This window comes from Streptomyces sp. NPDC093586, assembly GCF_044764905.1.
GTDB lineage: Bacteria > Actinomycetota > Actinomycetes > Streptomycetales > Streptomycetaceae > Streptomyces.
This window is the reverse complement of record NZ_JBIWJA010000031.1, coordinates 50100-76665: the sequence shown is the minus strand read 5'-3', so window position 1 is coordinate 76665 and position 26566 is coordinate 50100. Positions and strand designations below refer to the sequence as shown.

General features: G+C 73.3%; 24 protein-coding genes. 11 read left to right on the top strand and 13 right to left on the bottom strand.

The window, feature by feature from the left end:
* Positions 1-66 precede the first annotated feature (66 nt).
* Positions 67-834, top strand: a complete 768-nt coding sequence (locus ACIRFH_RS27215) for an enoyl-CoA hydratase/isomerase family protein (protein ID WP_403526051.1) — start codon at positions 67-69, stop codon at positions 832-834.
* On the opposite strand, the gene ACIRFH_RS27210 is transcribed toward ACIRFH_RS27215, so the two are convergent.
* Together ACIRFH_RS27210 and ACIRFH_RS27205 are read right to left on the bottom strand one after the other, a co-directional pair.
* Complete coding sequence (locus ACIRFH_RS27210) at positions 821-1456, bottom strand: DJ-1/PfpI family protein (RefSeq protein ID WP_403526048.1); 636 nt, start codon at positions 1454-1456, stop codon at positions 821-823. The two genes, ACIRFH_RS27215 and ACIRFH_RS27210, sit on opposite strands and share 14 nt — an antisense overlap.
* A 38-nt stretch (positions 1457-1494) precedes the next feature.
* Positions 1495-2454: a GlxA family transcriptional regulator gene (locus tag ACIRFH_RS27205; protein ID WP_403526045.1), complete on the bottom strand. Its 960-nt coding sequence runs from the start codon at positions 2452-2454 to the stop codon at positions 1495-1497.
* Positions 2455-2578: 124 nt separating this feature from the next.
* Here ACIRFH_RS27205 and ACIRFH_RS27200 point away from each other — a divergent pair, with 124 nt between their 5' ends.
* The 3 genes from ACIRFH_RS27200 (at position 2579) to ACIRFH_RS27190 (ending at position 6135) form a co-directional block, all read left to right on the top strand.
* A complete protein-coding gene (locus ACIRFH_RS27200; RefSeq protein ID WP_403526042.1) occupies positions 2579-3448 on the top strand; it encodes a hypothetical protein in 870 nt (289 codons plus the stop codon).
* 87 nt (positions 3449-3535) lie between these two features.
* Positions 3536-3661 (top strand): LPFR motif small protein, encoded by a 126-nt coding sequence (locus ACIRFH_RS27195; RefSeq protein WP_403526039.1) that lies wholly within the window; start codon positions 3536-3538, stop codon positions 3659-3661.
* A gap of 116 nt (positions 3662-3777) precedes the next feature.
* The gene (locus ACIRFH_RS27190) at positions 3778-6135 is read left to right on the top strand and encodes a Tex family protein (protein WP_403526036.1); all 2358 of its coding nucleotides are present in this window, start codon (positions 3778-3780) and stop codon (positions 6133-6135) included.
* Positions 6136-6352: 217 nt separating this feature from the next.
* Here ACIRFH_RS27190 and ACIRFH_RS27185 read toward each other — a convergent pair whose 3' ends face one another.
* Positions 6353-7996 carry an ABC-F family ATP-binding cassette domain-containing protein gene (locus tag ACIRFH_RS27185; RefSeq protein WP_403526033.1) on the bottom strand — a complete coding sequence of 548 codons (1644 nt, stop codon included), beginning with the start codon at positions 7994-7996 and terminating at the stop codon, positions 6353-6355.
* 35 nt (positions 7997-8031) lie between these two features.
* Entirely contained in the window at positions 8032-9063 is a 1032-nt protein-coding gene (locus tag ACIRFH_RS27180) for an oxidoreductase (RefSeq protein WP_403526029.1), read from the bottom strand.
* A 77-nt stretch (positions 9064-9140) separates the two neighbouring features.
* On the opposite strand from ACIRFH_RS27180, the gene ACIRFH_RS27175 reads away from it, so the two are divergent.
* A complete protein-coding gene (locus tag ACIRFH_RS27175) occupies positions 9141-10094 on the top strand; it encodes an FAD-dependent oxidoreductase (RefSeq protein ID WP_403526026.1) in 954 nt (317 codons plus the stop codon).
* 97 nt (positions 10095-10191) lie between these two features.
* Here ACIRFH_RS27175 and ACIRFH_RS27170 read toward each other — a convergent pair whose 3' ends face one another.
* Positions 10192-11475: a M14 family metallocarboxypeptidase gene (locus ACIRFH_RS27170; protein ID WP_403526023.1), complete on the bottom strand. Its 1284-nt coding sequence runs from the start codon at positions 11473-11475 to the stop codon at positions 10192-10194.
* A 318-nt stretch (positions 11476-11793) separates the two neighbouring features.
* On the opposite strand from ACIRFH_RS27170, the gene ACIRFH_RS27165 reads away from it, so the two are divergent.
* Entirely contained in the window at positions 11794-13287 is a 1494-nt protein-coding gene (locus ACIRFH_RS27165) for a M1 family metallopeptidase (RefSeq protein WP_403526020.1), read from the top strand.
* A gap of 69 nt (positions 13288-13356) precedes the next feature.
* Here the strand turns inward: ACIRFH_RS27165 and ACIRFH_RS27160 are convergent, their stop codons facing one another.
* Positions 13357-14823 (bottom strand): amino acid permease, encoded by a 1467-nt coding sequence (locus tag ACIRFH_RS27160; protein WP_403526017.1) that lies wholly within the window; start codon positions 14821-14823, stop codon positions 13357-13359.
* A gap of 232 nt (positions 14824-15055) precedes the next feature.
* Here ACIRFH_RS27160 and ACIRFH_RS27155 point away from each other — a divergent pair, with 232 nt between their 5' ends.
* Positions 15056-15778 carry a MerR family transcriptional regulator gene (locus ACIRFH_RS27155; protein ID WP_403526014.1) on the top strand — a complete coding sequence of 241 codons (723 nt, stop codon included), beginning with the start codon at positions 15056-15058 and terminating at the stop codon, positions 15776-15778.
* 43 nt (positions 15779-15821) lie between these two features.
* Here ACIRFH_RS27155 and ACIRFH_RS27150 read toward each other — a convergent pair whose 3' ends face one another.
* From ACIRFH_RS27150 to ACIRFH_RS27140, 3 genes are read right to left on the bottom strand one after another with little or no spacing between them, the layout of a single operon-like run.
* Entirely contained in the window at positions 15822-18002 is a 2181-nt protein-coding gene (locus ACIRFH_RS27150; protein WP_403526011.1) for a 3-hydroxyacyl-CoA dehydrogenase NAD-binding domain-containing protein, read from the bottom strand.
* A gap of 43 nt (positions 18003-18045) precedes the next feature.
* Entirely contained in the window at positions 18046-19260 is a 1215-nt protein-coding gene (locus ACIRFH_RS27145; protein ID WP_403526008.1) for an acetyl-CoA C-acetyltransferase, read from the bottom strand.
* An 11-nt stretch (positions 19261-19271) separates the two neighbouring features.
* On the bottom strand, positions 19272-20426 hold the full coding sequence (locus ACIRFH_RS27140; protein ID WP_403526005.1) for a CaiB/BaiF CoA transferase family protein: 1155 nt from the start codon (positions 20424-20426) through the stop codon (positions 19272-19274).
* A gap of 220 nt (positions 20427-20646) precedes the next feature.
* On the opposite strand from ACIRFH_RS27140, the gene ACIRFH_RS27135 reads away from it, so the two are divergent.
* Together ACIRFH_RS27135 and ACIRFH_RS27130 are read left to right on the top strand one after the other, a co-directional pair.
* Positions 20647-21825, top strand: coding sequence for a saccharopine dehydrogenase family protein (locus tag ACIRFH_RS27135; protein WP_403526002.1), 1179 nt, complete (start codon positions 20647-20649; stop codon positions 21823-21825).
* Positions 21826-21954: 129 nt separating this feature from the next.
* A complete protein-coding gene (locus ACIRFH_RS27130; RefSeq protein WP_403525999.1) occupies positions 21955-22152 on the top strand; it encodes a hypothetical protein in 198 nt (65 codons plus the stop codon).
* Here ACIRFH_RS27130 and ACIRFH_RS27125 read toward each other — a convergent pair.
* Positions 22140-22841: an endonuclease V gene (locus tag ACIRFH_RS27125; RefSeq protein ID WP_403525996.1), complete on the bottom strand. Its 702-nt coding sequence runs from the start codon at positions 22839-22841 to the stop codon at positions 22140-22142. The genes ACIRFH_RS27130 and ACIRFH_RS27125 overlap by 13 nt on opposite strands.
* Positions 22842-22884: 43 nt before the next feature.
* Between ACIRFH_RS27125 and ACIRFH_RS27120 the strand changes: the two genes are divergently transcribed.
* Positions 22885-23181, top strand: coding sequence for a YciI family protein (locus ACIRFH_RS27120; protein ID WP_403525993.1), 297 nt, complete (start codon positions 22885-22887; stop codon positions 23179-23181).
* A 13-nt stretch (positions 23182-23194) separates the two neighbouring features.
* Here ACIRFH_RS27120 and ACIRFH_RS27115 read toward each other — a convergent pair whose 3' ends face one another.
* Positions 23195-23524, bottom strand: coding sequence for a plasmid stabilization protein (locus tag ACIRFH_RS27115; RefSeq protein WP_403525990.1), 330 nt, complete (start codon positions 23522-23524; stop codon positions 23195-23197).
* A 72-nt stretch (positions 23525-23596) separates the two neighbouring features.
* Positions 23597-24694, bottom strand: coding sequence for a WD40/YVTN/BNR-like repeat-containing protein (locus tag ACIRFH_RS27110; protein WP_403525987.1), 1098 nt, complete (start codon positions 24692-24694; stop codon positions 23597-23599).
* Positions 24695-24945: 251 nt separating this feature from the next.
* Here ACIRFH_RS27110 and ACIRFH_RS27105 point away from each other — a divergent pair, with 251 nt between their 5' ends.
* Positions 24946-25362 (top strand): SsgA family sporulation/cell division regulator, encoded by a 417-nt coding sequence (locus ACIRFH_RS27105; protein WP_403525984.1) that lies wholly within the window; start codon positions 24946-24948, stop codon positions 25360-25362.
* 244 nt (positions 25363-25606) lie between these two features.
* On the opposite strand, the gene ACIRFH_RS27100 is transcribed toward ACIRFH_RS27105, so the two are convergent.
* Positions 25607-26278 (bottom strand): GPP34 family phosphoprotein, encoded by a 672-nt coding sequence (locus tag ACIRFH_RS27100; RefSeq protein ID WP_403525981.1) that lies wholly within the window; start codon positions 26276-26278, stop codon positions 25607-25609.
* Positions 26279-26566 lie beyond the last annotated feature (288 nt).

Genomic DNA, 26566 nt, shown 5'->3' with positions numbered 1-26566 from the left:
AGGACCGTTTCTGTCCCGCTTGCACCTGCTCCGCGAACTCTTCGTACGGACGGATAACATCCGGCCATGGAGCCGCAGCTGCTGCACCGGGTCGCCGACTCGGTCGCCACCGTCGTCGTCCACCACCCGGCCAAGCGCAATGCCATGACGACCGCGATGTGGCGGGCGCTGCCTGAACTGCTCGACACCCTGGCCGACGACCCCGCGGTACGGGCACTCGTGCTCACCGGAGAGGGCGCGACGTTCTGCGCCGGGGCCGACATCTCGACCCTGCGGGACTCCGCCGAGGAGGCGCAGCTGCTCGCCGTACGCGCCGAGGAGGCTCTCGCGGCCTTCCCCAGGCCGACGCTGGCGGTGGTCCGCGGCCACTGCGTGGGCGGCGGCGCCCAGTTGGCGGCGGCCTGCGATCTGCGGTTCGCCGAGGAGGGGGCACTGTTCGGGGTGACCCCGGCCAAGCTGGGTGTGGTGTATCCGGCGTCGTCGACCCGGCGGCTGGTGTCGCTGGTGGGGCCGGCCACCGCGAAGTACCTGCTGTTCTCCGGCGAGTTGATCGACGCCGGGCGGGCGCTGCGCACGGGGCTGGTCGACGAGGTGCTGGCGGAGGACGAACTGGACGAGCGGGTGGCCGAGTTCACCCGCGTCCTGGTCTCCCGCTCGCAGCTGACGCAGGCGGCGGCGAAGGAGTTCGCGAACGGCCGCACCGACCGGGACGAGCACTGGGCCGCACAGGCACGCGGCAGCGGCGACACCGCGGAGGGTGTCGCCGCGTTCCTGGAGCGCAGACGGCCGGACTTCGGCTGGAGCGTGCCGCCGCGTGCGACTACGCCGGGGTGAACCGGCTGCCGTCGCGGAACTGCGCCACGAGGTGCGCCGGCGCCTTCTCCGGTGATCCGGCGTCGTAGGGCGGCTGCGGGTCGTACTCGGTCAGCAGCTGGACGGCCTGCGCGTGGTCGTCGCCGGCGATCCGGCCGAGCAGGGTGAGGCCCATGTCGATGCCGGAGGAGACGCCGGCCGCGGTGACGTACTTGCCGTCGGTGACCACCCGTTCCCCGGTCGGTTCGGCGCCGAACCGGCGGAGGTGGTCCAGGGCCAGCCAGTGCGTGGTGGCGCGGCGGCCCTCCAGCAGACCCGCGGCGGCGAGCAGCAGGGAACCGGTGCACACCGAGGTGGTCCAGGTGCTGGTGGCGTCGGCGGCGCGCAGCCAGTCCAGCAGGGTCTCGTTCTCCATCTGCGGGGTCTGGCCGGGGCCGCCCGGGACGACGACGATGTCCGGGGCCGGCACGTCGGCCAGGGTCCGGTCGGCGGTGAGGGCGAGGTTGCCGGTGTCGGTGCGCACGGGGCCCGTCCGCTCGGCGACGAAGACGGTCTCCGCGTCCGGCAGGCGGCCGAGGGTCTCGTACGGGCCCACGGCGTCCAGGGCGGTGAAGCGGTCGAAGAGGACGATGGCGATCTGCACGGGCTGCCTTTCGTGGTGGGTCGGTGAGCGGGGTCCGCTCAGTGGACGGGTGCGGGACGGAACCGGCGGCGGTACTCCGCCGGTGGGATGCCGAGCGCCTTGAGGAAGGCGCGGCGCATGGCTTCGGGCGTGCCGTAACCGCTGGCGCGGGAGACCTCCTCGACGCCGTCGCCGGTCTCCTCCAGCAGCCGGCGGGCGTGTTCCAGGCGGACCCGGTCGACGTACCGGCCGGGGGTCGTGCCGGTCTCCGCCCGGAAGGCGCGGGCGAAGTGACGCGGCGAGAGACTGGCGCGGGCGGCGAGGGCCTCCACCCCCAGATCCGCGTCGGGGTGCTCGGTGATCCACTGCTGGACCTCACGCAGGGGTTCGCGGCGCGCGGTCTGGGCGGCGAGCTGGGCGCTGAACTGGGCCTGGTTGCCGGGCCGGCGCAGGAAGACCACCAGATGGCGGGCGACGGTGAGGGCGGCGTCCCGGCCCAGGTCGTCCTCCACCAGGGCGAGGGCCAGATCGATCCCGGAGGTGACGCCGGCGGAGGTGGCGACGTGGCCGTCGCGGACGTAGATCGGGTGGGGGTCGACCTCGACGGCCGGGTGCTCGCGGGCGAGCCGGTCGCAGTACGCCCAGTGCGTGGTGGCGCGGCGGCCGTCCAGCAGGCCGGCCGCGGCGAGCAGGGCGGCGCCGGTGCAGACGGAGACCAGGCGCGGGGCGCGGGGCCCGTGCTCGCGCAGCCACGCGACCAGGCGCGGGTCGGGATCCCGGGTGCCCCGGCCGCCGGGGACGAGCAGGATGTGCGGCACGGGCGCCTCGGTGAGGGCCTCGTCCGGTACGACGGCCAGGCCGCTGGAGGTGCGCACGGCGGCGCCGTCCAGCGACGCGGTGCGGATGCGGTACGTCCCCGGCGTGTGCTTCTCGGCGCCCGCGAAGACCTCCACAGGGCCGGTGACATCGAGGCTCTGGACGTCGTCGAAGAGGACGACGAGGACGGTTCGCTGCGTCATGCCGTCGATTCTTCGGGCACCCGGCGGTGACCGCAATGACGGGTTCCCCACCTTTCCTGCCATGCGCCCTCCGCGCGGGGAAGACCTCTGGAGGACGTACTGAGCGGTTGGTAACCTGCCGGGCATGACAACCGCCCCCCTTGACGCCCGTGCCGGCCGCCGGTGTCACAACGCGCTGAACTCGTTGCACTCGACGCACTACTTCTCGCCCGACCTGGGCCGGGAGCTGGCCGCCCTCGGGATCACCGACCCCCGGGCCGTCAACTTCGCGGTGCGGGCCGCCGCCCTCGGCCCGGTCGGGGCCGGCGCCGTGACGGCGGCGTTCTACAACTACAAGCACGACCTGGTGGCGCGGCACGTGCCCGCCGTGTGGGAGACCGTCACGCCCGCCCGGGTACTGGCCGCCCGCACGCGCGCCGTCGACGCGACGCTGCGCCGCCTGCTGGGCGAGGAGGCCGTGGCGTCCGCGGAGATGGCGGAGGCGGCCGAACTGGCGCTGCGGGCCGCCGAGGGCTGCTCCCGCAGCGGCCGCCCGCTGTACTCGGCCCACGCCGACCTGCCCGTGCCCGGCGAGCCGCACCTGGCGCTGTGGCACGCGGCGACGCTGCTGCGCGAGCACCGGGGCGACGGGCACCTCGCCGCACTGCTGGCCGCGGGCCTCGACGGCCTGGAGGCGCTGGTGTCGCACACCGCGACCGGCAAGGGCATGGCGCCGAAGTGGGTGTTCGGCACCCGCGGCTGGAGCCGGGAGGAGTGGGACGCCGCGTCGGACCGGCTGCGGGGGCGCGGGCTGCTCGACGACGCCGGTGAGCTGACCGAACGGGGCGTCGCCCTGCGCGAGGGGATCGAGCGGGAGACGGACCGGATGGACGAGGCCCCGTACGCGCACCTGGGTGCGGAGGGCGTGGCCCGTCTGACGGAACTCGGGACGGCCTTCGCGCGCCGGGCGCTCGGTGCCGGCGCCTTCCCGGCGGATCTGCTCGGCAAGCGCTGAACCGGCCGCGCGCACGGGCATACCGGGCCGGTCCGGAGGTACCCGTATTTCCCCGGCCGCAGCGGCCGGGAGAGGAAAGGGGCTTTCGTGTTCCGTGCCATCGCAGACGTCCTGCGCCAGATCGGCGGCGCCGTCGCCACCGTCGTGACCCTTCCCTTCCGGGCCCTGGCCCGGCTCTTCGGCGGGGCCTCGTCCGCCACCCGCAGAGCTTGATCCCGCGTCCCGGTCCCGTCCGGCCGCGACGGGCCCGGGACGTGCCTTGATCCCCGATCGCCGCCACCACCTGCCACAATTGCCGCGCAACCTCTGTGAGAAGGCGGTACGGGATCGTGACGACACCCGGGTCCAGCGCGTCCACCGACGTGCGGTCCATCGAAAGCAGGATCGCCGAGGAACTCGGCGTACGGGAGCGGCAGGTGAAGGCCGCGGTGGAGCTGCTCGACGGCGGCTCGACAGTGCCCTTCATCGCCCGCTACCGCAAGGAAGCGACCGAGATGCTCGACGACGCGCAGCTGCGCACGCTCGAGGAGCGGCTGCGTTATCTGCGGGAGCTGGAGGAGCGGCGTACGGCGATCCTCGACTCGGTGCGCGAGCAGGGCAAGCTCACCGAGGAGCTCGAGGCCCGGATCCGTGAGGCGGAGACCAAGGCCCGCCTGGAGGACATCTACCTGCCGTTCAAGCCCAAGCGGCGCACCAAGGCGCAGATCGCGCGGGAGGCCGGTCTGGCGCCGCTGGCCGAGGGCCTGCTCGCCGACCCGTCCGTGGACCCCCTCGCCGCGGCCGCCGCGTTCGTCGACGCCGACAAGGGCGTGGCCGATCCGCAGGCCGCCCTGGACGGCGCCCGGGCGATCCTCACCGAGAAGTTCTCCGAGGACGCCGACCTGATCGGCGAGCTGCGCGAGCGGATGTGGGTGCGCGGGCGGCTCGCCGCCAAGGTGAAGGCGGGCAAGGAGGAGGCGGGCGCCAAGTTCGCCGACTACTTCGACTTCACCGAGCCGTTCACCGAACTGCCCTCGCACCGGATCCTCGCGATGCTGCGCGGCGAGAAGGAGGACGTCCTCGACCTCGTCCTGGAGCCCGAGGAGCCCACCGACGGACCGTCGTCGTACGAGGCGATCGTGGCGAGCCGGTTCGGGATCGCGGACCGCGGCCGGCCCGGCGACAAGTGGCTCGCGGACACGGTCCGCTGGGCCTGGCGCACCCGCATCCTGGTCCACCTCGGCATCGACCTGCGGCTGCGGCTGCGCACGGCCGCCGAGGACGAGGCGGTGAACGTCTTCGCCGCCAACCTGCGCGACCTGCTGCTGGCCGCCCCGGCCGGCACGCGTGCGACGCTCGGCCTCGACCCGGGCTTCCGTACGGGGGTGAAGGTCGCCGTGGTCGACGCGACCGGCAAGGTCGTGGCCACGGACGTGATCCACCCGCACGTCCCGGCCAACCGGTGGGACGAGGCGATCGCCAAGCTGGCGCGGCTGGCGAAGGAGCACGCGGTCGAGCTGATCGCGATCGGCAACGGCACGGCGTCCCGCGAGACCGACAAGCTCGCCGGCGAACTCGTCGCCAAGCACCCGGAGCTGAAGCTCACCAAGGTGATGGTGTCCGAGGCCGGCGCCTCGGTGTACTCGGCGTCCGCCTTCGCCTCGCAGGAACTGCCCGACATGGACGTGTCGCTGCGCGGTGCTGTGTCGATCGCGCGGCGGCTCCAGGATCCGCTGGCCGAGCTGGTGAAGATCGACCCGAAGTCGATCGGGGTCGGCCAGTACCAGCACGATCTGTCCGAGGTGAAGCTGTCGCGCTCCCTGGACGCGGTGGTCGAGGACTGTGTGAACGGCGTGGGCGTGGACGTCAACACGGCCTCCGCGCCGCTGCTGGCCCGCGTCTCCGGCATCACCTCCGGGCTCGCCGAGAACATCGTGGCGCACCGGGACGCGAACGGGCCGTTCCGGTCGCGGACCGAGCTGAAGAAGGTGTCGCGGCTCGGGCCGAAGGCGTACGAGCAGTGCGCGGGCTTCCTGCGGATCCGGGGCGGCGACGACCCGCTGGACGCGTCCAGCGTGCACCCCGAGGCGTATCCGGTGGTGCGGCGGATGGTGAAGACCACCGGGCAGGAGGTGGCCGGCCTGATCGGCAACACCTCGGTACTGCGGTCGCTGAAACCGGCGGAGTTCGTGGACGAGAAGTTCGGTCTGCCGACGGTGAGCGACATCCTGAAGGAGCTGGAGAAGCCGGGACGCGACCCGCGGCCGGCGTTCCGGACGGCCACCTTCAAGGAGGGCGTGGAGAAGATCTCCGACCTGTCGTCCGGGATGGTCCTGGAGGGGGTCGTCACGAATGTGGCCGCCTTCGGGGCGTTCGTGGACGTCGGCGTGCACCAGGACGGGCTCGTGCACGTGTCCGCGATGTCGAAGACGTTCGTGAAGGATCCACGGGACGTGGTGAAGCCCGGGGACATCGTGAAGGTGAAGGTGCTGGACGTCGACATTCCGCGGAAGCGGATCTCGTTGACGCTGCGGTTGGACGACGAGGCGGCTCCGCAGGGGGAACAGAAGCGGGAGCCGCGTGGGGGCAGGCCCCCTCGGCAGCGGCAGCAGGGGCGTTCCGGAGGGAAGGGGAAGCCGGCCTCGGCTGCGCCGGCTCCTTCCAACGGGGCGATGGCCGACGCGTTGCGGCGGGCCGGGCTGGCGTAGGCGCCCGGCGTGGCGGCGGGGGGGTGGGTGCGCGGCCCGGCGTTGCGGGGTGCCTCCCCCAGAGGGGGTGCCCCCAGCGCCCACCCTCCCCCACGCTCGGCTTCGCTCGCGCGGGGGACCCCCATCGCCCCTGGGGGCACCTCCCAGGCCGTTCAGGCACTGAGAAAAGCACGACTGCCCACAGCCGGGGCGGCTGCGGCTGCGGCTGCGGCTGCGGCTAGGCGGGCGTCTCCGTCACCTTGCCGTTCGTCACCTCCAGGCGGCGGGTGATGTGGACCGCGTCGAGCATGCGGCGGTCGTGGGTGATCAGGAGGAGGGTGCCCTCGTAGGCGTCCAGGGCTGATTCCAGTTGTTCGATGGCCGGCAGGTCCAGGTGGTTGGTGGGCTCGTCGAGGACCAGGAGGTTGACGCCTCTGCCCTGGAGGAGGGCGAGGGCGGCCCTCGTGCGTTCGCCCGGGGAGAGGGTCGACGCCGGGCGCACGACGTGGTCCGCCTTGAGGCCGAACTTGGCCAGGAGGGTGCGGATCTCGGCCGGTTCGGTGTCCGGCGTCGCCGTCCGGAAGGCGTCGAGCAGGGACTCGGGCCCGTGGAACAGCGCGCGGGCCTGGTCCACCTCGCCGAGCAGGACTCCCGAGCCCAGCGTCGCGTGCCCGGCGTCGAGCGGGACGCGGCCCAGCAGGGCGCCGAGCAGCGTGGACTTGCCCGCGCCGTTGGCCCCCGTCACCGCCACGCGGTCCGCCCAGTCGATCTGGAGCGAGACCGGGCCGAGCGTGAAGTCGCCGCGCCGGACCTCCGCGTCGCGCAGCGTGGCGACCACCGCGCCGGAGCGCGGCGCCGACGCGATCTCCATGCGCAGGTCCCATTCCTTGCGCGGTTCCTCGACGACCTCGAGGCGTTCGATCATGCGCTGGGTCTGGCGGGCCTTGGCGGCCTGCTTCTCGCTGGCCTCGCTGCGGAACTTGCGGCCGATCTTGTCGTTGTCGCTCGCCTTGCGCCGGGCGTTCTTGACGCCCTTGTCCATCCAGGTCCGCTGCATCTGCGCCCGGTCCTGGAGGGCGGCGCGCTTGTCGGCGTACTCCTCGTACTCGTCGCGGGCGTGGCGGCGGGCCACCTCGCGTTCCTCCAGGTAGGCCTCGTAGCCGCCGCCGTAGAGGTTGATCTGCCGCTGGGCGAGGTCGAGTTCGAGGACCTTGGTGACGGTGCGGGTGAGGAACTCGCGGTCGTGGCTGACGACGACGGTGCCGGCGCGCAGGCCGGTCACGAAGCGTTCGAGGCGCTCCAGGCCGTCCAGGTCGAGGTCGTTGGTCGGCTCGTCGAGCAGGAAGACGTCGTAGCGGGACAGGAGGAGGGAGGCGAGGCCGGCGCGTGCCGCCTGGCCGCCGGACAGGGAGGTCATCGGCTGGTCCAGGTCCACCGTCAGGCCCAGGGCGTCGGCGGTCTCCTCCGCGCGGTCGTCGAGGTCGGCGCCGCCGAGGGCGAGCCAGCGTTCCAGGGCGAGCGCGTAGGCGTCGTCGGCGCCGGGGGCGCCCTCGACCAGTGCCTGGGTGGCCTCGTCCATGGCGCGCTGGGCCTCGGTGACACCGGTGCGGCGGGCGAGGAAGGCCCGGACGGTCTCGCCGGGCCGGCGCTCCGGCTCCTGCGGGAGGTGGCCGACGGTGGCGCCCGGCGGGGACAGGCGCAGTTCGCCCTGTTCCGGGGTGGTGAGGCCGGCGAGCATCCGCAGGAGGGTGGACTTGCCGGCGCCGTTGGCCCCGACGAGTCCGATCACGTCGCCGGGGGCGACGACGAGGTCGAGCCCGGTGAACAGGGAGCGGTCGCCGTGGCCGGCGGCGAGGTTCTTGGCGACGAGGGTGGCAGTCATCAGACCGTCGATCCTAACCGCGCCCCGCCGCCCGCTCAGCCGGGTTTCCCGTGCCGCACCGCCGCCACCAGCACGCTTCCCGGTGTCCGCGCCACCAGGAAGGACTCCTCCCTCACCGTCTTCGCGTCCAGGGCGACGCGGTGGGCCCCCGGTTCGAGCACGTCGTCGAAGACCTCGTGGACGTGGGTGCGGTGGAGGCGGTCGAGGCGGTACGCGGTGAGCCGTACCCGGCAGGGCGAGGTCACCTCGATCTCCGCCGCGCCGACGGTCGCGGTCAGACGGGTGAGCCGGTGCCGTTCGGCCGGGCCGCGGTCCAGGGCGTGTTCGATCTGGGCGACGAGCAGCGGGACGATCGGGGCGAGGCCGTCGACGCAGGCGACGTCGACGCCTGCCCGGGCGAAGGCGTCGTGTACGGCGGCCCGCGCCTCCTCGCCGACCGCGCGGCCGAAGGCGACGGCACCGTAGGCGCGCAGTTCGTCGGCGGGGACGGCGGTGGCGTCCTGGGTGATGTCGGCGCCGATGCCGATGGTGCGCAGTGCGGCGGCGAGCCGGGCGAGCACGGCGGCTCGGGCGCCGATCAGCAGGACCCGGCGGCGGGTGTGGGCGCCGCCGTCGAGCAGGGCGGCCAGCGCCGCGCGGTACTCGGTGCCGGGGAAGCGGAAGGGGCCGATGCCGTGGTAGCCGTTGAACTCCAGGTCGACGTGTTCGCCGGTCTGCCAGGCGAAGTCCCGCCAGACGAAGTCGTCGCCGTCGCGCCGGATCACGGCGGTCACCGCGCCGCAGGCCAGGTCCTCGCACTCGGGACAGCCGTAGATGACGTACCGGCCGCCGGGCAGGGGCGCGTCGGTCTCCAGGAGCAGGCCGCGGACCTGCGCGGTGAAGATCGCCGGGGGGACGTCGGAGGCGAGCGGGGAGACGGCGTCCAGGTCGGAGAGCCGGAACAGCAGGGACCGTCCGTCCACGATGAAGTCCACGAAGTCGCGGTGGACCTGGTAGTCGCCGCCGGTGAGGACTCCACCGGCCCGCATCGCCGGCGCCAGACCGAAGGTCGCGTATTCGGCAGCCATGCGGTGAGTATTCCCTCGGCGCCGCCGATGTGCGCACGCCCTGACGGATTCGGTCGGACAGGGCCTATCGTCCCGGTGTGGAAACCGAACTGGGTGACGAGATCGTGGTGGTCGGCGGCGGTGTGATCGGGCTGACGACGGCCGTCGTGCTCGCCGAGCGCGGCAGGCGGGTGCGGGTGTGGACGCGGGAGCCCGTCGAGCGCACCACCTCGGCGGTCGCGGGCGCGCTGTGGTGGCCGTACCGCATCGAGCCGGTGGCGGCGGCGCGGGAATGGGCACTGTGTTCCCTGGACGTGTACGAGGAGTTGGCGGCGCGGCCCGGGACGACGGGCGTACGCGTGGTCGACGGGGTGCTGGGCGAGACGGGGCTGGACGAGGTCGACGGATGGGCGACCGCGCGGCTGCCGGGGCTGCGGCCGGTACGGGCCGAGGAGTACGGCGGGTCGGGGCTGTGGGCGCGTCTGCCGCTGATCGACATGTCGACTCATCTGCCGTGGCTGCGGGAGCGGTTGACGGCGGCGGGCGGTGTGGTGGAGACCCGTGCGGTGGCCGATCTGGCGGAGGTCGGGGCGCCGGTCGTGGTGAACTGCACGGGGCTGGGCGCCCGGGAGCTGGTGCCGGACGCGTCCGTGCGTCCGGTGCGCGGCCAGCTGGTCGTGGTGGAGAACCCGGGCGTCCGCACCTGGCTGGTCTCCACCGACCCGGTCTCCGGGGAGACGGCGTACCTCTTCCCGCAGCCCGGCCGACTCGTCCTGGGCGGCACGGCCGAGGAGGACGCGTGGTCGGCGGAGCCGGATCCGGCGGTCGCGGAGGCGATCGTACGGCGGTGTGCCGCGCTGCGGCCCGAGGTCGCGGGGGCACGGGTGCTGGAGCACCGGGTGGGGCTGCGGCCGGTGCGGGACACGGTGCGGCTGGAGAGCGAGCGGCTGCCGGACGGACGGCTGCTGGTGCACAACTACGGGCACGGTGGTGCGGGCGTGACGGTGGCCTGGGGCTGTGCCCGGGAGGCGGCGCGGCTGGCGACCGGCTGATCGGGGGGCGCTCCGCAGGTCCGGGGCACCGGGGCGGGCACGCGCGCCCCGGTGCCCCCGGCGGAGCCGTCGCCGCCGGGGGGCGGAACTCGCCTTCTCAGCAACGGCCGTCGGGTTCGCCCGCCGTCAGGTGGTAGGCGGCGCGCTGGTCCAGGAGCAGCGGCACGAGGGCGCGCAGCGGTTGGCGCAGCGGTACTCGGGCGCCCTCCCCGTCCGGGCGCATCCGTACGCCGTGCAGGGCGAGTTCGTCCTCGACCTGCGCGTACTGGGCGGCGGTGAGCCGGTAGGCGCAGGGCGGGTCCTGGATCACCTCGGAGGGTTCGGCGGGGTCGTTGTCGGCACCGCCGAGATGGACCGGGCCGGTGTCGGCCAGGCCGGCACGGCGGGCGGCGCCGGTGGCCGCCTCGATGCGTCCGCGCCGTTCGTCCGCGTGGCGGAGAAGGCCGTCCAGGGCGGCGAGCTGGGAACTCACCCGGCGCCGGTTGTTCAGCGCCTCGTCCCGCCGTTCCGCGTCGGTGGCGGGGTCGACGCGGCTCTCGATGAGCAGGCCGACGGCGTGCTTGACGCCGGACATGTTGCGCAGGATGCGTTCCTGGCCGTCGCCGGCGGTCTGCTTGACCGGGTCGCCGGTGACGGGGTCGGTCCAGATGCCGTAGGTGCCGGTCGAGTACCCGGCGTTCTCGGCGGCGGGACGGACGTAGGCCCCGGACAGCGTGCGGGCCTCGTCGTGGACCGCCGCGTCGGTGTTGAGGTTGCGGGGCCACAGGTCGAAGAGGTCCTTGTCGTAGTACGGGGGTGTGGCGCCGTACTCGTGCAGGTCGTAGAGGACGTCGGGCCGCCGGTCGCGGATCACGGCGGCCAGGGCGCGCGCCTCGGCGGTGCGCAGGGCGAGGTGGTCGCGGTTGATGTCCACGCCGTCGCCGTTGCCGCGGGTGTCGGCGGCGCGGCCGTCGGGGTTGGCGGTGGGCACGACCAGCACGGTGGTGCGGTCCAGGAAGCGCCGGGTCCGCGGGTCGGTGGCGTACGCCAGGTCGCGGACGGTGGTCAGGCAGGCCTCGCGGCCGGAGGGCTCGTCGCCGTGCTGACTGCACACGAGGAGCACCGTGTTCGGGGCGGTGCGCCTGCCGATGGTCACGAGCCGGAGCGGGCGGTTCTGCTTCGTCGTGCCGATGCGGTCGACGGTGACCCGGCCGCTCGCCCGGTCGACGGCGGCCAGGAACGCCTGTTCCTCGGGCTGGGTGGTCCAACGGGCGCCGTGGGACGTCTCGAAGCCGGTGCGGGGCGGGTGGTGCCGCGAGGAGTCGGCGCCGTGGGCCGGTGCGGTGAGGAGGGACGCGGTGAGGGCCGTGGCGGTGAGAACGAGGGTGTGCAGGCGGTTCATCGGCCTCCGTTCGGGACACGGTGCGTGGTGTGCGGTGTGCCGGTGCCGTCCGGGGGCGTGGCGGTCGCGGCCGGCGGCGCGGGCGGTCCCCAGGTCGTGAAGCGCGTGCGTATCGGCATGCGCGGGACGGTACATCGGTCAACTGCCGGACAGAAGAGGGCATGCTGAGGCGGCCGGGACCCGCGGAGGCCTGCGCGGCGGGTGTCTCGTGTCGGCCGGATGACGATCATGTGACCTGAGTGGCCGTGGACATGACTGGGTGCACAGGGGCTGAATAGGCTTCGAACAGACTTGCCACTCCGACGACTTGGAGTTTTCGTGCACCGCAGATTCATCGTGCCGGGCGCTTTGGGCGCCGCTTCCCTCATGCTGGCGATCCCGGCTTCGGCGGCGGCCCACTCCCCCGGCGCCCCGGGCATCGGCGATCCCTACTACCCGGCCTACGGCAACGGCGGATACGACGTCTCCCACTACGACCTGCGCCTGAAGTACCAGCCGGCCACCGACCGGCTGGAGGGGACGGCGACGATCCTGGCCCGCACCACGCAGGACCTGTCGCGGTTCGACCTGGACTTCCTGCTGGACGTCGACGAGGTGCGCGTGAACGGCGCCAGGGCGTCGTTCACGACGTCCGGCGAGCACGAGCTGGAGATCACCCCGAAGAACCCGCTGCGCAAGGGCACGCCCGTCACCGTCGTGGTGCGCTACAGCGGGGTGCCGTCCTCGAAGCAGGCGTACGGTTTCACCAGCTGGCACCGCACCCCCGACGGCGGCGTCGGCGCGAACGAGCCCGAGGCGGCCTGGTGGTGGTTCCCCAGCAACGACCACCCGCTGGACAAGGCCACGTACGACGTGTCGGTGCAGGTGCCGGACGGCACCCAGGCCATCTCCAACGGCACGCTCCAGTCGACGAGCTCGCGGCTCGGCTGGACCCGGTTCAACTGGCGCTCCGACAAGCCGCAGGCCACCTATCTCGCCACTCTGGCGGTCGGGAAGTTCGACCTCACCACGGGCACGACCGAGGGCGGCGTCCCGGTCGTCAACGCCTACAGCAAGGACCTCGGCGCCAACGACGGCGCCGCGCGGGCCAGCGTGGAGCGGACCGGGGAGATCGCCGACTGGCTGAGCGGATACTTCGGGCCGTACCCGTACAACGCGCTCGGCGGGTACGTGCCGAACACGAACACGGGGTACGCGCTGGAGACGCAGACCCGGCCGTTCTACAGCCCGCGCCAGTTCGCGAACGGGTCGAACGTGTCCGTCGTCGTCCACGAGCTGGCCCACCAGTGGTACGGCGACCTGGTCTCCGTGCGCGGCTGGAAGGACATCTGGATCAACGAGGGCTTCGCGCGGTACGCCCAGTGGCTGTGGTCCGAGCACGAGGGCGAGGGCACGGCGCAGGAGCTCGCCGACTACACGTACGCGTCGCACCCGGCCGACGACCCGTTCTGGACGGTGCGGCCCGGTGACCCCGGGCCGGAGAACCAGTTCGACATCGCGGTCTACGACCGGGGCGCGCTGGCCGTGCAGGCGCTGCGCAACGAGATCGGCGACGAGGCGTTCTTCGAGGTCCTGAAGGGCTGGCCGCAGCGCTACGCCTACGGCAACGCGTCGGTCGCCGACTTCCAGCGGTACGCCGAGGAGGTGTCCGGCAAGCCGCTGGCGGCGCTGTTCGACACGTGGCTGTTCCAGCCGTCGAAGCCGTCCGCGCCGGCGGCCCGCGCGGCGTCCCTCGCGAAGGCGTCGGTCACGCCCGCACAGCCGCGCTCGTGGAAGAAGATCGCCGCGACGAACGACGTGCACGAGCACTGAGGACCCGGGAACGGGAACGGGGACGGCGCCCGAGGCGGGCGCCGTCCCCGTGGACGTACAACCGGTCCGCTAGCCTCCCAGCTTGCCGAGTTCCCGGTCGGCGTCGGCCGCCACGCGGCGGCGGACGCCGAACCAGCCGGCGACCAGCATCAGGGCGATCACCGGGATCAGCAGGAGGGTCCAGCGGCCGACCTCGGGGTCGTTGCCCATCATGCAGAGCACGGCCACGAGGAAGACGATCGTGGCGATCTCCGTGACCGGGCTGCCGGGCAGGCGGAAGTGCGGGCGGGTCACCTGGCCGGCGCGGGCGCGGCGGACGAAGATCAGGTGGCAGATCATGATGATCACCCAGGTGCTGATGATGCCGAGGGAGGCGACGTTCAGCACGATCTCGAAGGCCTTGCTCGGCATCCAGTAGTTCAGGCCCACACCGAGCACGCAGATGCCGCAGGTCAGCAGGATGCCGCCGTAGGGAACCTGGCTGCGGCTCATCACCCGGGTGAACTTGGGCGCGGAGCCCGCCATCGCCATGGAGCGCAGGATGCGGCCGGTGGAGTACAGGCCGGAGTTCAGGGAGGACATCGCGGCGGTGAGGACGACGAGGTTCATCACGTCGCCGGCCGCGGGGACGCCGACCTTGGACAGGACGGTGACGAAGGGGCTCTCGTCGCCGGAGTAGAGCGAGCCGGGCAGCAGCAGGGCCAGCAGGACGACCGAGCCGACGTAGAACAGGGCGACGCGCCACATGATCGAGTTCACCGCGCGCGGGACGACCTTCTCCGGCTCGGCGGTCTCGCCGGCGGCGACGCCGACCAGTTCCAGGGCCGCGTACGCGAAGATCACGCCCTGCATCACGAGCACCACGGGCATCACGCCGTGCGGGAGGACGCCACCGTGGTCGGTGATCATGCTGATGCCGGGGGTGTAGCCGCCCACGTCGTGCTGGGTGGCCAGCAGGAAGATGCCGATCAGCATGAAGCCGACCAGTGTGGCGACCTTGATGATCGCGAACCAGAACTCCATCTCGCCGAAGATCTTCACCGAGATGAGGTTCACGGCCAGGACCACCGCGAGGGCGACCAGCGCGAGCACCCATTGCGGGATGCTCGTGAACATACTCCAGTAGTGCGTGTACAGCGCGATCGCGGTGATGTCGGCGATGCCGGTGGTCGACCAGTTCAGGAAGTACATCCAGCCGGCGACGTAGGCGCCCTTCTCGCCGAGGAACTCGCGCGCGTACGACACGAAGGACCCGGACGAGGGCCGGTAGAGCACGAGCTCGCCGAGCGCCCTGACGACGAAGAAGGCGAAGACGCCGCAGACGAGGTAGGCGAGGGCGAGCGCCGGGCCCGCGTCGCGCAGCCGTCCGCCGGCGCCGAGGAAGAGGCCGGTGCCGATCGCGCCGCCGATGGCGATCATGTTGACGTGGCGGGCCTTGAGGTCCTTGCTGTATCCGGCGTCACCCGCGTCCGCGGGTGTCCCGGCCGCCTGGGGGTGGGCGGCGGCCTGTGCCGTGTCGACGGCGTCCTTGCTCACGGGTGGTTCCACTCTCTGGTGCGCCCGGGCGGGGTGCGCCCGGGTCGTCCGTACAGTGACTAGGCCCGCACCACCCATCGCGGCACAGACCAGATCAGCACCTTCCCACGACTCTGCGTTCGCACGCGGTGGCTGATGTCACAGAGCGTGACTTCTCACACGACCCGCCGGACGTCTTCACACGGGACACATGAGGTGTCACAGCATGGGTGGGACAGCGATACTGCTGCACATGACGACGAGCGACACCGGGGAGCCGACCCTCACCATCGACGAGCTGGCCGCGCGGACCGGCCTCACGGTGCGCACGGTCCGTTTCTACGGCACCAAGGGCCTGCTGCCGCCGCCGGTCATCGGTCCGCGGCGGGTGGGGCGCTACGGCCGGGAGCACCTGGCCCGGCTGGCGCTGATCGAGGAGCTCCAGCACCAGGGCATGACCCTGGCCGCCATCGAGCGGTACCTGAAGCAGCTGCCGCCGGACCTGACCGCCCACGACCTGGCGCTGCACCGCGCGGTGGTGGCCTCCTGGGCGCCCGAGACGGTGGAGCGGGTCACGCGCGAGGAGCTGGGCCGGCGGGCCGGGCGGCCGCTGACCGACGCGGAGGTGGACCGGCTGGCGGAGATGGACATCGTCGCGCGGGACGGCGAGGCGGACGGCCAGGGCGCCTACCGCGTCGACACGGGGCTGCTCCGGCTCGGCGTCGGGCTGCTCGACGTGCCCCTGTCCCCCGAGACGGTCCTCGCCGCGCGCACGGCGCTGCTCGAGCACTCCCGCGCCGCCGCGCGCGACCTGTCGCGGCTGCTGCGCGACGCCGTCGCCGAGCGCGACGCGCGGGACGTGCGGTCCCTGTCCGCGCACATGCACCCGATCGTGGTCCAGGCGCTGCTGACCACCTTCCAGCGGTCGCTGCGGGACGAGCTGCGGGAGTGGCTCGACGCCGACGGCAAGCGCTGAGGGGCCGGGCCCCCGGTCGCCCGCCGCCGACGCGGGGGTGCCGTCAGCGGCCGTCGGTGAAGACCTCCCCCTTCTCCGCCTTCTCCACGAGCAGCGAGGGCGGCGTGAACCGGTCGCCGTAGCGCTCGGCGAGCTCCCGGGCGCGGGCCACGAAGCCGGGCAGGCCGCCCTCGTAGCCGTTGATGTACTGCAGGACGCCGCCGGTCCAGCCGGGGAAGCCGATGCCGAAGATCGAGCCGATGTTGGCGTCGGCGACGGAGGTCAGCACGCCCTCCTCCAGGAGGCGGACGGTGTCCAGCGCCTCGGAGAACAGCATCCGCTCCTGCATGTCGCGGAACGGGATCTCGTACCCGGGCCTCGTGAAGTGCTCCCGCAACCCCGGCCACAGCCCGGTGCGCCTGCCGTCGTCCCCGTACTCGTAGAAGCCGGCGCCGCCGCTGCGGCCGGGACGGCCGAACTCGTCGACCATGCGGTCGATGACGGCCTCGGCGGGGTGCGCGGTCCAGGTGCCGCCGGACTCCTCCACGGCCCGCTTCGTCTCGTTGCGGATCTTCCGCGGGAGGGTGAGCGTCAGCTCGTCCATCAGGGAGAGCACCTTGGCCGGGTAGCCGGCCTGGGCCGCCGCCTGTTCGACGGACGCGGGCTCGACGCCCTCGCCGACCATCGCGACGCCCTCGTTGATGAAGTGGCCGATGACCCGGGAGGTGAAGAAGCCGCGGCTGTCGTTGACGACGATCGGCGTCTTCTTGATCTGCCGGACCAGGTCGAAGGCGCGGGCGAGCGCCTCGTCGCCGGTCCGCTCGCCCTTGATGATCTCGACCAGCGGCATCTTGTCGACGGGCGAGAAGAAGTGCAGTCCGATGAAGTCGGCCTGGCGCTCGACGCCCTCGGCCAGCGCCGTGATGGGGAGCGTGGAGGTGTTGGAGCACAGCAGCGCGTCGGGGGCGACGACGTCCTGGATCTCCTGGAAGACCTTGTGCTTGAGGGAGGTGTCCTCGAAGACCGCCTCGATGACCGCGTCGCAGCCGGCGAGGTCGGCGGCCTCGGCGGTGGGGGTGATCCGGGCGAGCAGGGCGTCGGCCTTCTCCCGGGTCGTACGGCCCTTGGCGACGGCCTTGGCGCACAGCTTCTCCGAGTAGCCTTTGCCCTTGAGGGCCGCTTCCAGGGAGACGTCCTTGAGGACGACGTCGATGCCGGCGCGGGCGCACGAGTAGGCGATGCCGGCGCCCATCATGCCGGCGCCGAGGACGGCGACCCTGCGGACCTGGCGCGGCTCGACGCCCTGGGGGCGGTTGGCGCCGGAGTTGACGGCCTGGAGGTCGAAGAAGAACGCCTGGATCATGTTCTTCGCGGTCTGCCCGGCGGCCAGCTCCACGAAGTAGCGGGCCTCGATGACCTGCGCGGTCTCGAAGTCGACCTGGGAGCCCTCGACGGCGGCGGCCATGATGTTGCGCGGCGCCGGGTAGGGGGCGCCGTTGGTCTGCTTGCGCAGGTTGGCCGGGAAGGCGGGCAGGTTGGCGGCGAACTTCGGGTGGGCGGGGGTGCCGCCGGGGATGCGGTAGCCGGGCCGGTCCCAGGGCTGGGCGGACTCGGGGTGGGCGTCGATGAAGGCGCGGGCCTTGGCGAGCATGTCCTCGCGGCTGTCGGCGACCTCGTCGACCAGGCCGTTCTCCAGGGCGCGGCGCGGGCTGTACTGGGTGCCCTGGAGGAGGACCTTCAGCAGCGCGTCGGTGATGCCGAGCATCCGGACGGTGCGGACGACGCCGCCGCCTCCGGGGAGCAGGCCGAGGGTGACCTCGGGGCAGCCGATCTTGGAGCCGGGCGCGTCGAGGGCGACGCGGTGGTGGCAGGCGAGGGCGATCTCGTAGCCGCCGCCGAGGGCCGCGCCGTTCATGGCGGCGACGACGGGCTTGCCGAGGGTCTCGATGCGGCGCAGGTCGCGCTTGATCGCCATGCCGCCGTCGAAGAGGTCCTGCGCGGTCTCGGGGGTGACGCGGATCAGGTCGCGCAGGTCGCCGCCGGCGAAGAAGGTCTTCTTGGCGGAGGTGACGATGACGCCGCGGATCGCGTCCTTCTCGGTCTCCAGGCGGTCGGTGACGGCCGCGAGGGACGCGCGGAACGCCTGGTTCATGGTGTTCGCGGACTGGTCGGGGTCGTCGATGACCAGGGTGACGACGCCGGTGTCGTCCTGCTCCCAGCGGATGGTGGTGGACTCGGTGGTCATGAGGGGGTGCTCCAGGTGATCCGTCGTATCCGTCGGGAGGGGGTCAGATGCGCTCGACGATGGTGGCGATGCCCATGCCGCCGCCCACGCACAGGGTGGCGAGGCCGTACCGCTTGTCCTGGCGCTCCAGTTCGTCGACGAGCGTGCCGAGGATCATCGCGCCGGTGGCGCCGAGCGGGTGACCCAGCGCGATGGCGCCGCCGTTGACGTTGACCTTGTCCAGGGACAGTCCCATGTCCTTCACGAAGCGCAGGACGACCGCCGCGAACGCCTCGTTGATCTCGACGAGGTCGATGTCGTCGATGGTGAGCCCGGCCTTGGCGAGGGCCTTGCGGGTGGCGGGGGCGGGCCCGGTGAGCATGATGGTGGGCTCGGAACCGGACACGGCGGCGGAGACGATCCGCGCACGCGGGGTGAGCCCGTAGCGGTCGCCGACCTCCCTGGAGCCGATGGCGACCAGGGAGGCGCCGTCCACGATGCCGGAGGAGTTGCCCGCGTGGTGGACGTGGTCGATCTTCTCCACCCAGTGGTACTTCTGCAGCGCCACGGCGTCGAAGCCGCCGAGTTCGCCGATGTCGGCGAAGGAGGGCTTGAGCTTCGCGAGGGAGTCGGCGGTGGTGCCGGGGCGCGGGTGTTCGTCGCGGTCGAGGACGGTGAGGCCGGCGCGGTCCTTCACGGGCACGACGGAGCGCTCGAAGCGGCCCTCCTTCCAGGCGGTGGCCGCCCGCTCCTGGGAGAGGGCCGCGTACTCGTCGACGTCGCGGCGGGAGAAGCCCTCGATGGTGGCGATCAGGTCGGCGCCGATGCCCTGCGGGACGAAGTTGGTGGCGAGGTTGGTCATCGGGTCGTTGAACCAGGCGCCGCCGTCCGAGGCCATCGGCACCCGGGACATGGACTCGACGCCGCCGGCGAGGACCAGGTCCTCCCAGCCGGAGCGGACCTTCATGGCCGCCATGTTGACGGCCTCCAGGCCCGAGGCGCAGAAGCGGTTCTCCTGGACGCCGGCCACCGTGTCGGGGAGTCCGGCGGCGATGGCGGCGATGCGGGCGATGTCGGAGCCCTGGTCGCCGACCGGGCCGACGACGCCGAGGACGATGTCGTCGACGGCGGCCGGGTCGAGGTCCGGGAAGCGGGCGCGGATCTCGTGGATGAGGCCGACGACCAGGTCGACGGGCTTCGTGCCGTGCAGGGCGCCGTTCGCCTTGCCGCGTCCGCGCGGGGTGCGGATCGCGTCGTACACGTACGCTTCGGTGGTCACTGGCAGGCCTTTCACTGAGGGTTCTTCGCAGGGCTGTTCGACTGTGGGAGGCGGGGCAGGCCCCAGTCGCGGGCGACCGCCTCCGCGTCGGCACCGGGCAGGGCGGGCCCGCTGCGCACGGCGGTGGGGGTCGCCGAGAAACGGGGCGCGGGGGCCGGCTGGGTGATGCCGCCGTGGTCGGTGAAGGTGGAGCGGGCGGCGAGGTGCGGGTGGTGCGGTGCCTCGCGCAGCGACAGGACGGGGGCCACGCAGGCGTCGGAGTCCGTGAAGACGGCCGTCCACTCGTCACGGGTACGGGCCTTGAAGCGGGCGGCGATCGCCTCGCGCAGCTCGCCCCAGCGGGCCGTGTCCTCGCGGGCCGGCACCTCGTCCGGGATGCCGAGCCGCCGGACGAACTCGGCGTAGAACCGGGGTTCCAGGGCGCCGACCGCCATGTACCGGCCGTCGGCCGTCTCGTAGGTGCCGTAGAACGGGGCGCCGCCGTCGAAGAGGTTGCTGCCGCGCCGGTCCTGCCAGGCGCCGGCGGCGAGCATGCCGTGGATCATCGCCGAGAGGTGGGCGGCGCCGTCCACGATGGCGGCGTCGACGACCTGGCCGGTGCCGGTGGCGCGGGCGTGGTGCAGGGCGGCGAGGACGCCGACGACCAGGTAGAGGGAGCCGCCCGCGTAGTCGCCGAGCAGGTTGGCCGGGACGGCCGGCGGTCCGTCGGGGGCGCCGGTCATGCCGAGGGTGCCGGTGAGCGCGATGTACCCGATGTCGTGACCGGCGCGCCGGGCGAGGGGGCCGTCCTGGCCCCAGCCGGTCATGCGGCCGTAGACGAGGCGCGGGTTGCGGGCGTGACAGGGCTCGGGGCCGACGCCGAGGCGCTCGGCGACGCCGGGGCGGTAGCCCTCGATCAGGACGTCGGCGCGTTCGGCCAGGTCGAGGACGCGGGCCGGGCCGTCGGGCGCCTTGAGGTCGACGAGCACCGAGCGCTTGTTGCGGTTGGTGACGTCGTGGGCGGGGTCGATCGCGAGGCCGGGTCCGCCGGGCCGGTCGACGCGGACGACGTCGGCTCCCAGGTCGGCGAGGAGCATGGCGGCGAAGGGCCCGGGGCCGATGGCGGCCAGCTCGACCACGCGCACACCGCTGAGCGGCCCGTCACCCGGCGTCTTCGCCTCTGCCATCGAGCCCCCAGCTCTGTGACACAACTGATGTAACACCATCGATGCTAAGAACGTGTTCCACTCGGCACAAGACCTGGCGAGCAAGCGCTTAGCCCATTATGGGGCAGGCTCGTCGCCGGGCTCGGCTCTCCTCACGCTAGCCTCAGCCGGCGGCGACGGCGCGTGCTGTGGGGCAGAGGGTGCCGACGGGACGCCGAACGGTGAGGGGTGAAGGGGTGTCATGAGCAGACCAAGCAGGACGGATCGGCCGTACGACATCGTGCTCTTCGGGGCGACGGGCTTCGTCGGCGCGCTCACCGCGGAGTACCTCGCCGCGCACGCGCCCGACGGACTGCGCTGGGCGATCGCCGGACGCGACGGGGAGAGGCTGCGCCGGCTCGCCGAGCGGCTGCCCGGCGGCCCCGCGGTCGGCGTGCTGCGGGCGGACGTGTCCGACCCGGTCTCCCTGCGCGCGCTCGCCGGGCAGGCACGCGTGATCGCCTCGACGGTGGGCCCGTACGTCCGGTACGGCGAGGGGCTCGTCGCCGCCTGCGCGGACGCCGGCACGGACTGTCTGGACCTGACGGGTGAGCCCGAGTTCGTGGACCTCGTCTACGTGCGGCACGACGCACGCGCGCGGGAGACCGGCGCGCGGCTGGTCCACGCGTGCGGCTTCGACTCCGTACCGCACGACCTGGGCGTGTACTTCACGGTGCGGCAGCTGCCGGAGGGCGTGCCGCTGACCGTCGACGGGTTCGTGACCGCCGACGCCGCCTTCTCCGGCGGCACGTTCGCCTCCGCGCTGGACCAGATCGCGCGCGGTCGGCAGCTGCGGGCGGCCGCGCGGGACCGGCGGCGGCACGAGCCGCGGCTGGTGGGCCGCCGGGCGGTGACGCCGACGGGCGTACCGCGCTACGCGGGCGAGGTGGGGGCCTGGGCGCTGCCGCTGCCGACCGTCGACCCGCAGATCGTGCGGCGTTCCGCCAAAGCACTCGACCGGTACGGCCCCGACTTCCGCTACCGCCACTACGCGGCCGTCCGGCACCTGCCCGTCGCGGTGGGCGGGGTGGCGGCGCTGGGCGCGCTGGTGGCTGCGGCGCAGGTCCCGCCGGTGCGGCGCCGCCTGTCCGGCCTGCTGAAGCCGGGCGACGGGCCGAGCCCGCGGAAGCGGGCGAAGAGCTGGTTCCGGGTCCGCTTCGTGGGCGAGGGCGGTGGCCGCCGGGTGTTCACCGAGGTGTCGGGCGGCGACCCGGGCTACGACGAGACGGCGAAGATGTTCGCCGAGGCGGCGCTGTCCCTCGCCGTCGACGATCTGCCGCCGACCGCCGGCCAGGTGACGACGGCTGTGGCGATGGGCGACGCGCTGACCGAGCGGCTGCGGGCGGCGGGGATCACCTTCCGGGTGGTCGCGACCCGCTGACGCCCGGCACCCGGCCCGGTCGCGGCGACCGTCTCCTCGCTTTGAGGCTTTTCCCATCCCGGACAGGTCCCTGCCTGGGGTGTGGTCGCTCGAAGTCTCACAGGGAAGTTCAATGAAACCATTGAGGGCATGACGAAATTCATTCTCGAGGTGACCCTGGACGACGGCGCGGTCGCCGCGGACCCGGTGGGTGAACTCCAGCGGATCCTGCGGTACTGGGGCGGCAATCTGCGGCACTACCCGCTCCGGCCCGGCGACGCGTCGGTGATCTACGACTCGGAGTACCGGGAGGTGGGCCGCTGGAGCGTCGAGGATCAGGCCGGGTAGGCGGCGTCCCGCAGGGCGCGGCGGCACAGGGCGTCCGCCCTGCGGGTCGTCTCCGGGAGGCGGTGGGCCGGGGTCAGCGCCAGGGTGTGGGCGCAGGCGTTGTCGAGGCTCACGCGGTGGCCGACGGAGACGAAGACCGGCTTGACCGCGTCGCGCGTCCGCAGCGCGCGCCCGACCTCCTCGGCACCGTCGAGCAGCGGGGACGTGCTGCCACGCGGCGTGTCCGGGTCGGCGTGGGTGAAGGTGAACGGGTTCTTGGCGACGCCGATCGTGGGCAGTCCGGTGAGCACGCCGAGGTGGCTTGCGAGGCCGAAGCGGCGCGGATGGGCCAGCCCGTAGCCGTCGCAGACGACCAGGCCGGGCGGGCGGGGCAGCGCGTCGAGGGCGGCGAGGACGGTGGGGATCTCGCGGAAGGCGAGCAGGCCGGGCACGTAGGGGAAGGAGATCCGCCCGACGGCGGTGGCCTCGGCGACCACGGCGAGGGTGGCCGCGTCGAGGACGACGGCGGCCGCCGCGACGACGTCCCGTTCGTCGTCGTAGGCGACGTCCACGCCGGTCACGTGCCCCGCGCCGGGAGGCGGGCCCGGCTCGTCGAGCACCACCCGCGCCCGCAGCTCGTCCTGGACGGCACGGGCCCGCTCCTCGGTCGCGGGCCAGTCGGCGGGGATCTGCGCGGTCACGGTCGTCATGGTGACGGCAAGCCTACGGGACCGCCGGAGTAGGCTCGCGATCATGTTCGTACTGGAACTGTCCTACACCGCCCCGCTCGAAGCGGTCGACGCCGTGCTGCCGGACCACGTGGTCTGGCTCGACTCCCTGTACGACCAGGGCGTGTTCCTGGCGTCCGGCCGCAAGGAGCCCCGCGACGGCGGAGTGATCGTCGCCGTCGCGGAGAGCCGGGCGCGGATCGAGGAGATCATCGCGGGCGATCCCTTCGTCGAGGCGGGCGTGTGCGCGTACCGCGTCACCGAGTTCATCGCCACGAAGACGGCGCCGGCGCTGGATCGGTACCGGGAAACGCTCCCCTAGGGCCGGTGGGGGCTCACTTGCCGAGGGCGCGCTGGAGCTCGTTCTTGTTCATGTGCGAACGGCCGCTGATGTCACGGCGCTTGGCCTCCTCGTACAGCTGGTCGTAGGTGGGTCCCTGGGAGCCCTGCCGCGACCCGGAGCGCTGTCCGCCGCGCTTGCTCGGCGACTTGTCCTGCGTGGACGTCCGGCTCGCGGTCCTGGACTCGCCGGACCGGGCGCGCTCCTTGTTCACCGTCCGGGCCGCGATCTCCTTGGCCCGGCCGGTGCTCTCGCCACGGTCCTCGGCGCTCTCCTTGATGTGTTCGTACTGTCGCTCCCGTTTGGGGCTCGAACCGCGTGGCATGTCCGCTCACTTCCTCTCGCGTTCAGCGAACGGATACCCACGTTACGGACGAACACCCCGCCCCGCGCGGCGTCAGCGCTCCAGCCGGGCCACCCGTCCCCGCTCGCCGGACGCCCAGCAGGCCAGGTCCGGGGTGCAGTCCACGGTGTCGTACGAGCCCGTATCGACCGTGCGCCAGGTGCGGCCGCCGTCCGTGGTGAGGTCGGTCCCGGTGGGGCCGACCGCGAGGGCGGCGGTGCGGCTGTGCGGGAGCCAGGCGATGCCGGAACGGTAGGCGGGCGGGGGCGTCCCGGCGGGCCGCCAGGTGCGGCCTCCGTCGGTGGTCCGCGCCGCGGGGCTCGGGGAGGCCTGGTCCGGGCGGTAGTCACCGCCCACCGCCAGGCCGTGGACGCGGTCGCGGAAGGCGAGGGCGAAGACGCCCCGTGCCGGGTCGCCCGCCGGGACCGGGGCGTCGGAGGCCGTCCAGGTGAGCCCCCGGTCGGCGGAGTGCAGCACGCGCGCGCGTGCGGCGCCGCCGGTGGCCAGCCAGACGTCCTTCGGCCCGGACGCGACCAGGCACTGCCCACTGGCGGCGAACCCGGCCTCGCCGTCCTGCGCGGCCGGCATCCCCGCGCTCGGCAGCACGGTCCAGGAGCGTCCGCCGTCGCCGGTCGACAGGATGCGGAACTTCCCGTCCACCGGGTCGCTCACGGCCAGGCCGTGGCGGTGGTCGAAGAAGGTGAGGCAGTCGTAGAAGGCCCGCGGGTCGGTGTTGCGGAAGGACTCCGTCCAGGTCGCGCCGCCGTCGTCGGTCCGGTAGACGCGGGACGCCTCGCCCTCGCCGATGGACAGGGCCACGGCCCGGCGGGCGTCGAACGCCTCGACGTCCCGGAACTCCAACTCCTCGGCGCCCGGCGGTGACACGTCGCGCCAGGTGCCGCCGCCGTCGGTGGTGCGCAGGACGGTGCCACGGCTGCCGGCCACCCAGGCGGTGTGCCGGCTGACGGCCGCGAGACCCCTCAAGCGCACCTCGGGCGTGCCGGTCTCCTTCGCCTCCCACCGCGGGAGCCGGTGGGCCTGCGCGGGGGCCGCCGTCAGCGTGGCCAGCGCCGCCGCGCACACCGCCCCGGCGGTCAGCAGCCGTGCCGTACGCCGTCCACGGGACGGGGTGGTTCGTACCGTGCGTCGCATGCTCCCCAAGCGCCTCATGGCGGGCGAAGCTAGCCCACCGCCGCGGTGCCGTCCAGAGGGCCGCGCGGGGCACGAGGGCCTCAAGTGCCGTACGGGGGAACCGAGGAGAGTCAAGTCACTCGCGTGCATGAAGGCGGTGACCGAGGTCACTCGCACATCGTGTGCACGGATCGGCTGATTCCGTCGTCTCTTCCAGTGCCCGGCCCGTACCACCCCTGAAGCCCGCCCAGCCGTCACGAGGGAGCAAGGCGTTGTCCACCGTCATCGAGCAGCCCGTCGAGGCGCGTCTCGTCGCCGCCGCGCCGCGTATGCCGAGCATTCCCGCCACGCTGCACTACGACCGGAGCGACCCGTTCGCCGTCCGCATGACCTTCCCGGCCCCGGCCACCTTGGAAGGGGTGGAGGTCTGCTGGACCTTCTCCCGCGAACTGCTCATCGCCGGGATGCGGGAGCCCGACGGTCACGGTGACGTCCGGGTGCGGCCGTACGGGTACGACCGCACCGTCCTGGAGTTCCACGCCCCCGAGGGCACCGCCGTGATCCACGTGCGCTCCGGGGAGCTGCGCCGGTTCCTGCAGGCCACCGGCGAGCTGGTGCCGGTGGGCCTGGAGCATCTGCAGCTGGACCTGGACCACGGCCTGGCGGAGCTGATGCGGGGTACCTGCTGAAGCCGCTCCCGCCGGCCCGGAAGGCCCGCCGTCGGCTCAGTGCCGCGGGGTGAGCAGGCCGTTGAGCATGCCGTGGCCGATCCCGTCCGTCAGGGTCCCGTGGGTTCCCGCGTCCAGCGGCCAGGGCGCGGTCGCGGAGGGGGTCCTGCTTCGTCATGCGGATCACCCAACCAGCGGGGCCGGGTGCTCCGCCGGCAGGAATCCGACATGCGCGTGAGCTCCGCCCCGCCTCCTCCGAAGCCCCTCAGCCACCCGCCGGGGCCACCGCGCGCGCCGTCTCCGCGCCCACCGCCGCCCGCACCTCCCGCAGGACCTTCCCCAGGCCGGGTGCCGCCGTCGCGCCGCGCGCCGTCAGCTCCTCGATCCGCACCTCCCGGCGCGCCCGGTCCCCCACGGGCCCCAGGGCCCGCAGCCCGGCCGCGGCCGCCAGGGCGACGACGAGCGCGTCCCGCTCGGAGACCTCCCCGGCCGGCAGCGGGCCGTCCAGCACCTCCCGCGCCTCCTCGCGCAGCGCCCGTGCCGCGGCGACCCGGGCCAGGACGTGGTCCACGGAGGGGAACACCCCGAGCACCCGCTTCTTCTCGGCCCGCAGGTATCCGCCGGCCACCAGCTGTTCCCGGACGGCGTCGAAGGTGACCCGTGCGTACGGCCGCACCCACGCCCGCCAGCGACGCGGCACGGACTCGCGGACGAGGTCCAGCAGCCCGTCGAGGACGGCGTCCCCGGTGCGGGCGTCCGGGTCGACGGGTGTGGCGATGCCGTCGTCGTCGACGAGCAGGCCGCGCCGGGCGAGTTCGACGAGGGCGCCGGCGCGCACCAGGTGGTGCAGCCGCGCCGTGTCGGCGGTCCCGGGCCGCGCGGGGTCCCAGGCCAGCAGGCAGAGCCGGGCCGGTGGTGAGAGTGAGCCGTCGGGCACGGTGCCTCCTCGGGGCCGTGGGCCGGAGCCGCGGTAAATCCGTTGACCCCCGGATCGGGCTCTCCTACGGTGGACAACGCTTCTGTTGCCGCCGATCGGAGAAGGACGTTGCCCGTCTGAGGTTCTGAGACACCACGTCACCCCCTCTTGTGCGGGTGCACGTCGCGTGCGACCTCGGCGTTCGAGCCGTCCCTTGCGGAACAGGGCCTTGTCCCGCCCGCCGACCCGCGGACTCCTCCTTCCCACGCCCGACGGCGGTCGCCGCCTCCCGGTGTCTCGATACGCGTT

Bases quoted from the DNA above. Each gene is read 5' to 3' on its own strand.
- ACIRFH_RS27155 (WP_403526014.1), top strand. From the start codon at position 15,056: ATGACGACGAGCGACACCGGGGAGCCGACCCTCACCATCGACGAGCTG.
- ACIRFH_RS27215 (WP_403526051.1), top strand. From the start codon at position 67: ATGGAGCCGCAGCTGCTGCACCGGGTCGCCGACTCGGTCGCCACCGTC.
- ACIRFH_RS27115 (WP_403525990.1), bottom strand. From the start codon at position 23,524: ATGCCACGCGGTTCGAGCCCCAAACGGGAGCGACAGTACGAACACATC.
- ACIRFH_RS27150 (WP_403526011.1), bottom strand. From the start codon at position 18,002: ATGACCACCGAGTCCACCACCATCCGCTGGGAGCAGGACGACACCGGC.
- ACIRFH_RS27120 (WP_403525993.1), top strand. From the start codon at position 22,885: ATGTTCGTACTGGAACTGTCCTACACCGCCCCGCTCGAAGCGGTCGAC.
- ACIRFH_RS27140 (WP_403526005.1), bottom strand. From the start codon at position 20,426: ATGGCAGAGGCGAAGACGCCGGGTGACGGGCCGCTCAGCGGTGTGCGC.
- ACIRFH_RS27110 (WP_403525987.1), bottom strand. From the start codon at position 24,694: ATGCGACGCACGGTACGAACCACCCCGTCCCGTGGACGGCGTACGGCA.
- ACIRFH_RS27135 (WP_403526002.1), top strand. From the start codon at position 20,647: ATGAGCAGACCAAGCAGGACGGATCGGCCGTACGACATCGTGCTCTTC.
- ACIRFH_RS27200 (WP_403526042.1), top strand. From the start codon at position 2,579: ATGACAACCGCCCCCCTTGACGCCCGTGCCGGCCGCCGGTGTCACAAC.
- ACIRFH_RS27205 (WP_403526045.1), bottom strand. From the start codon at position 2,454: ATGACGCAGCGAACCGTCCTCGTCGTCCTCTTCGACGACGTCCAGAGC.
- ACIRFH_RS27125 (WP_403525996.1), bottom strand. From the start codon at position 22,841: ATGACGACCGTGACCGCGCAGATCCCCGCCGACTGGCCCGCGACCGAG.
- ACIRFH_RS27130 (WP_403525999.1), top strand. From the start codon at position 21,955: ATGACGAAATTCATTCTCGAGGTGACCCTGGACGACGGCGCGGTCGCC.
- ACIRFH_RS27170 (WP_403526023.1), bottom strand. From the start codon at position 11,475: ATGAACCGCCTGCACACCCTCGTTCTCACCGCCACGGCCCTCACCGCG.
- ACIRFH_RS27185 (WP_403526033.1), bottom strand. From the start codon at position 7,996: ATGACTGCCACCCTCGTCGCCAAGAACCTCGCCGCCGGCCACGGCGAC.
- ACIRFH_RS27180 (WP_403526029.1), bottom strand. From the start codon at position 9,063: ATGGCTGCCGAATACGCGACCTTCGGTCTGGCGCCGGCGATGCGGGCC.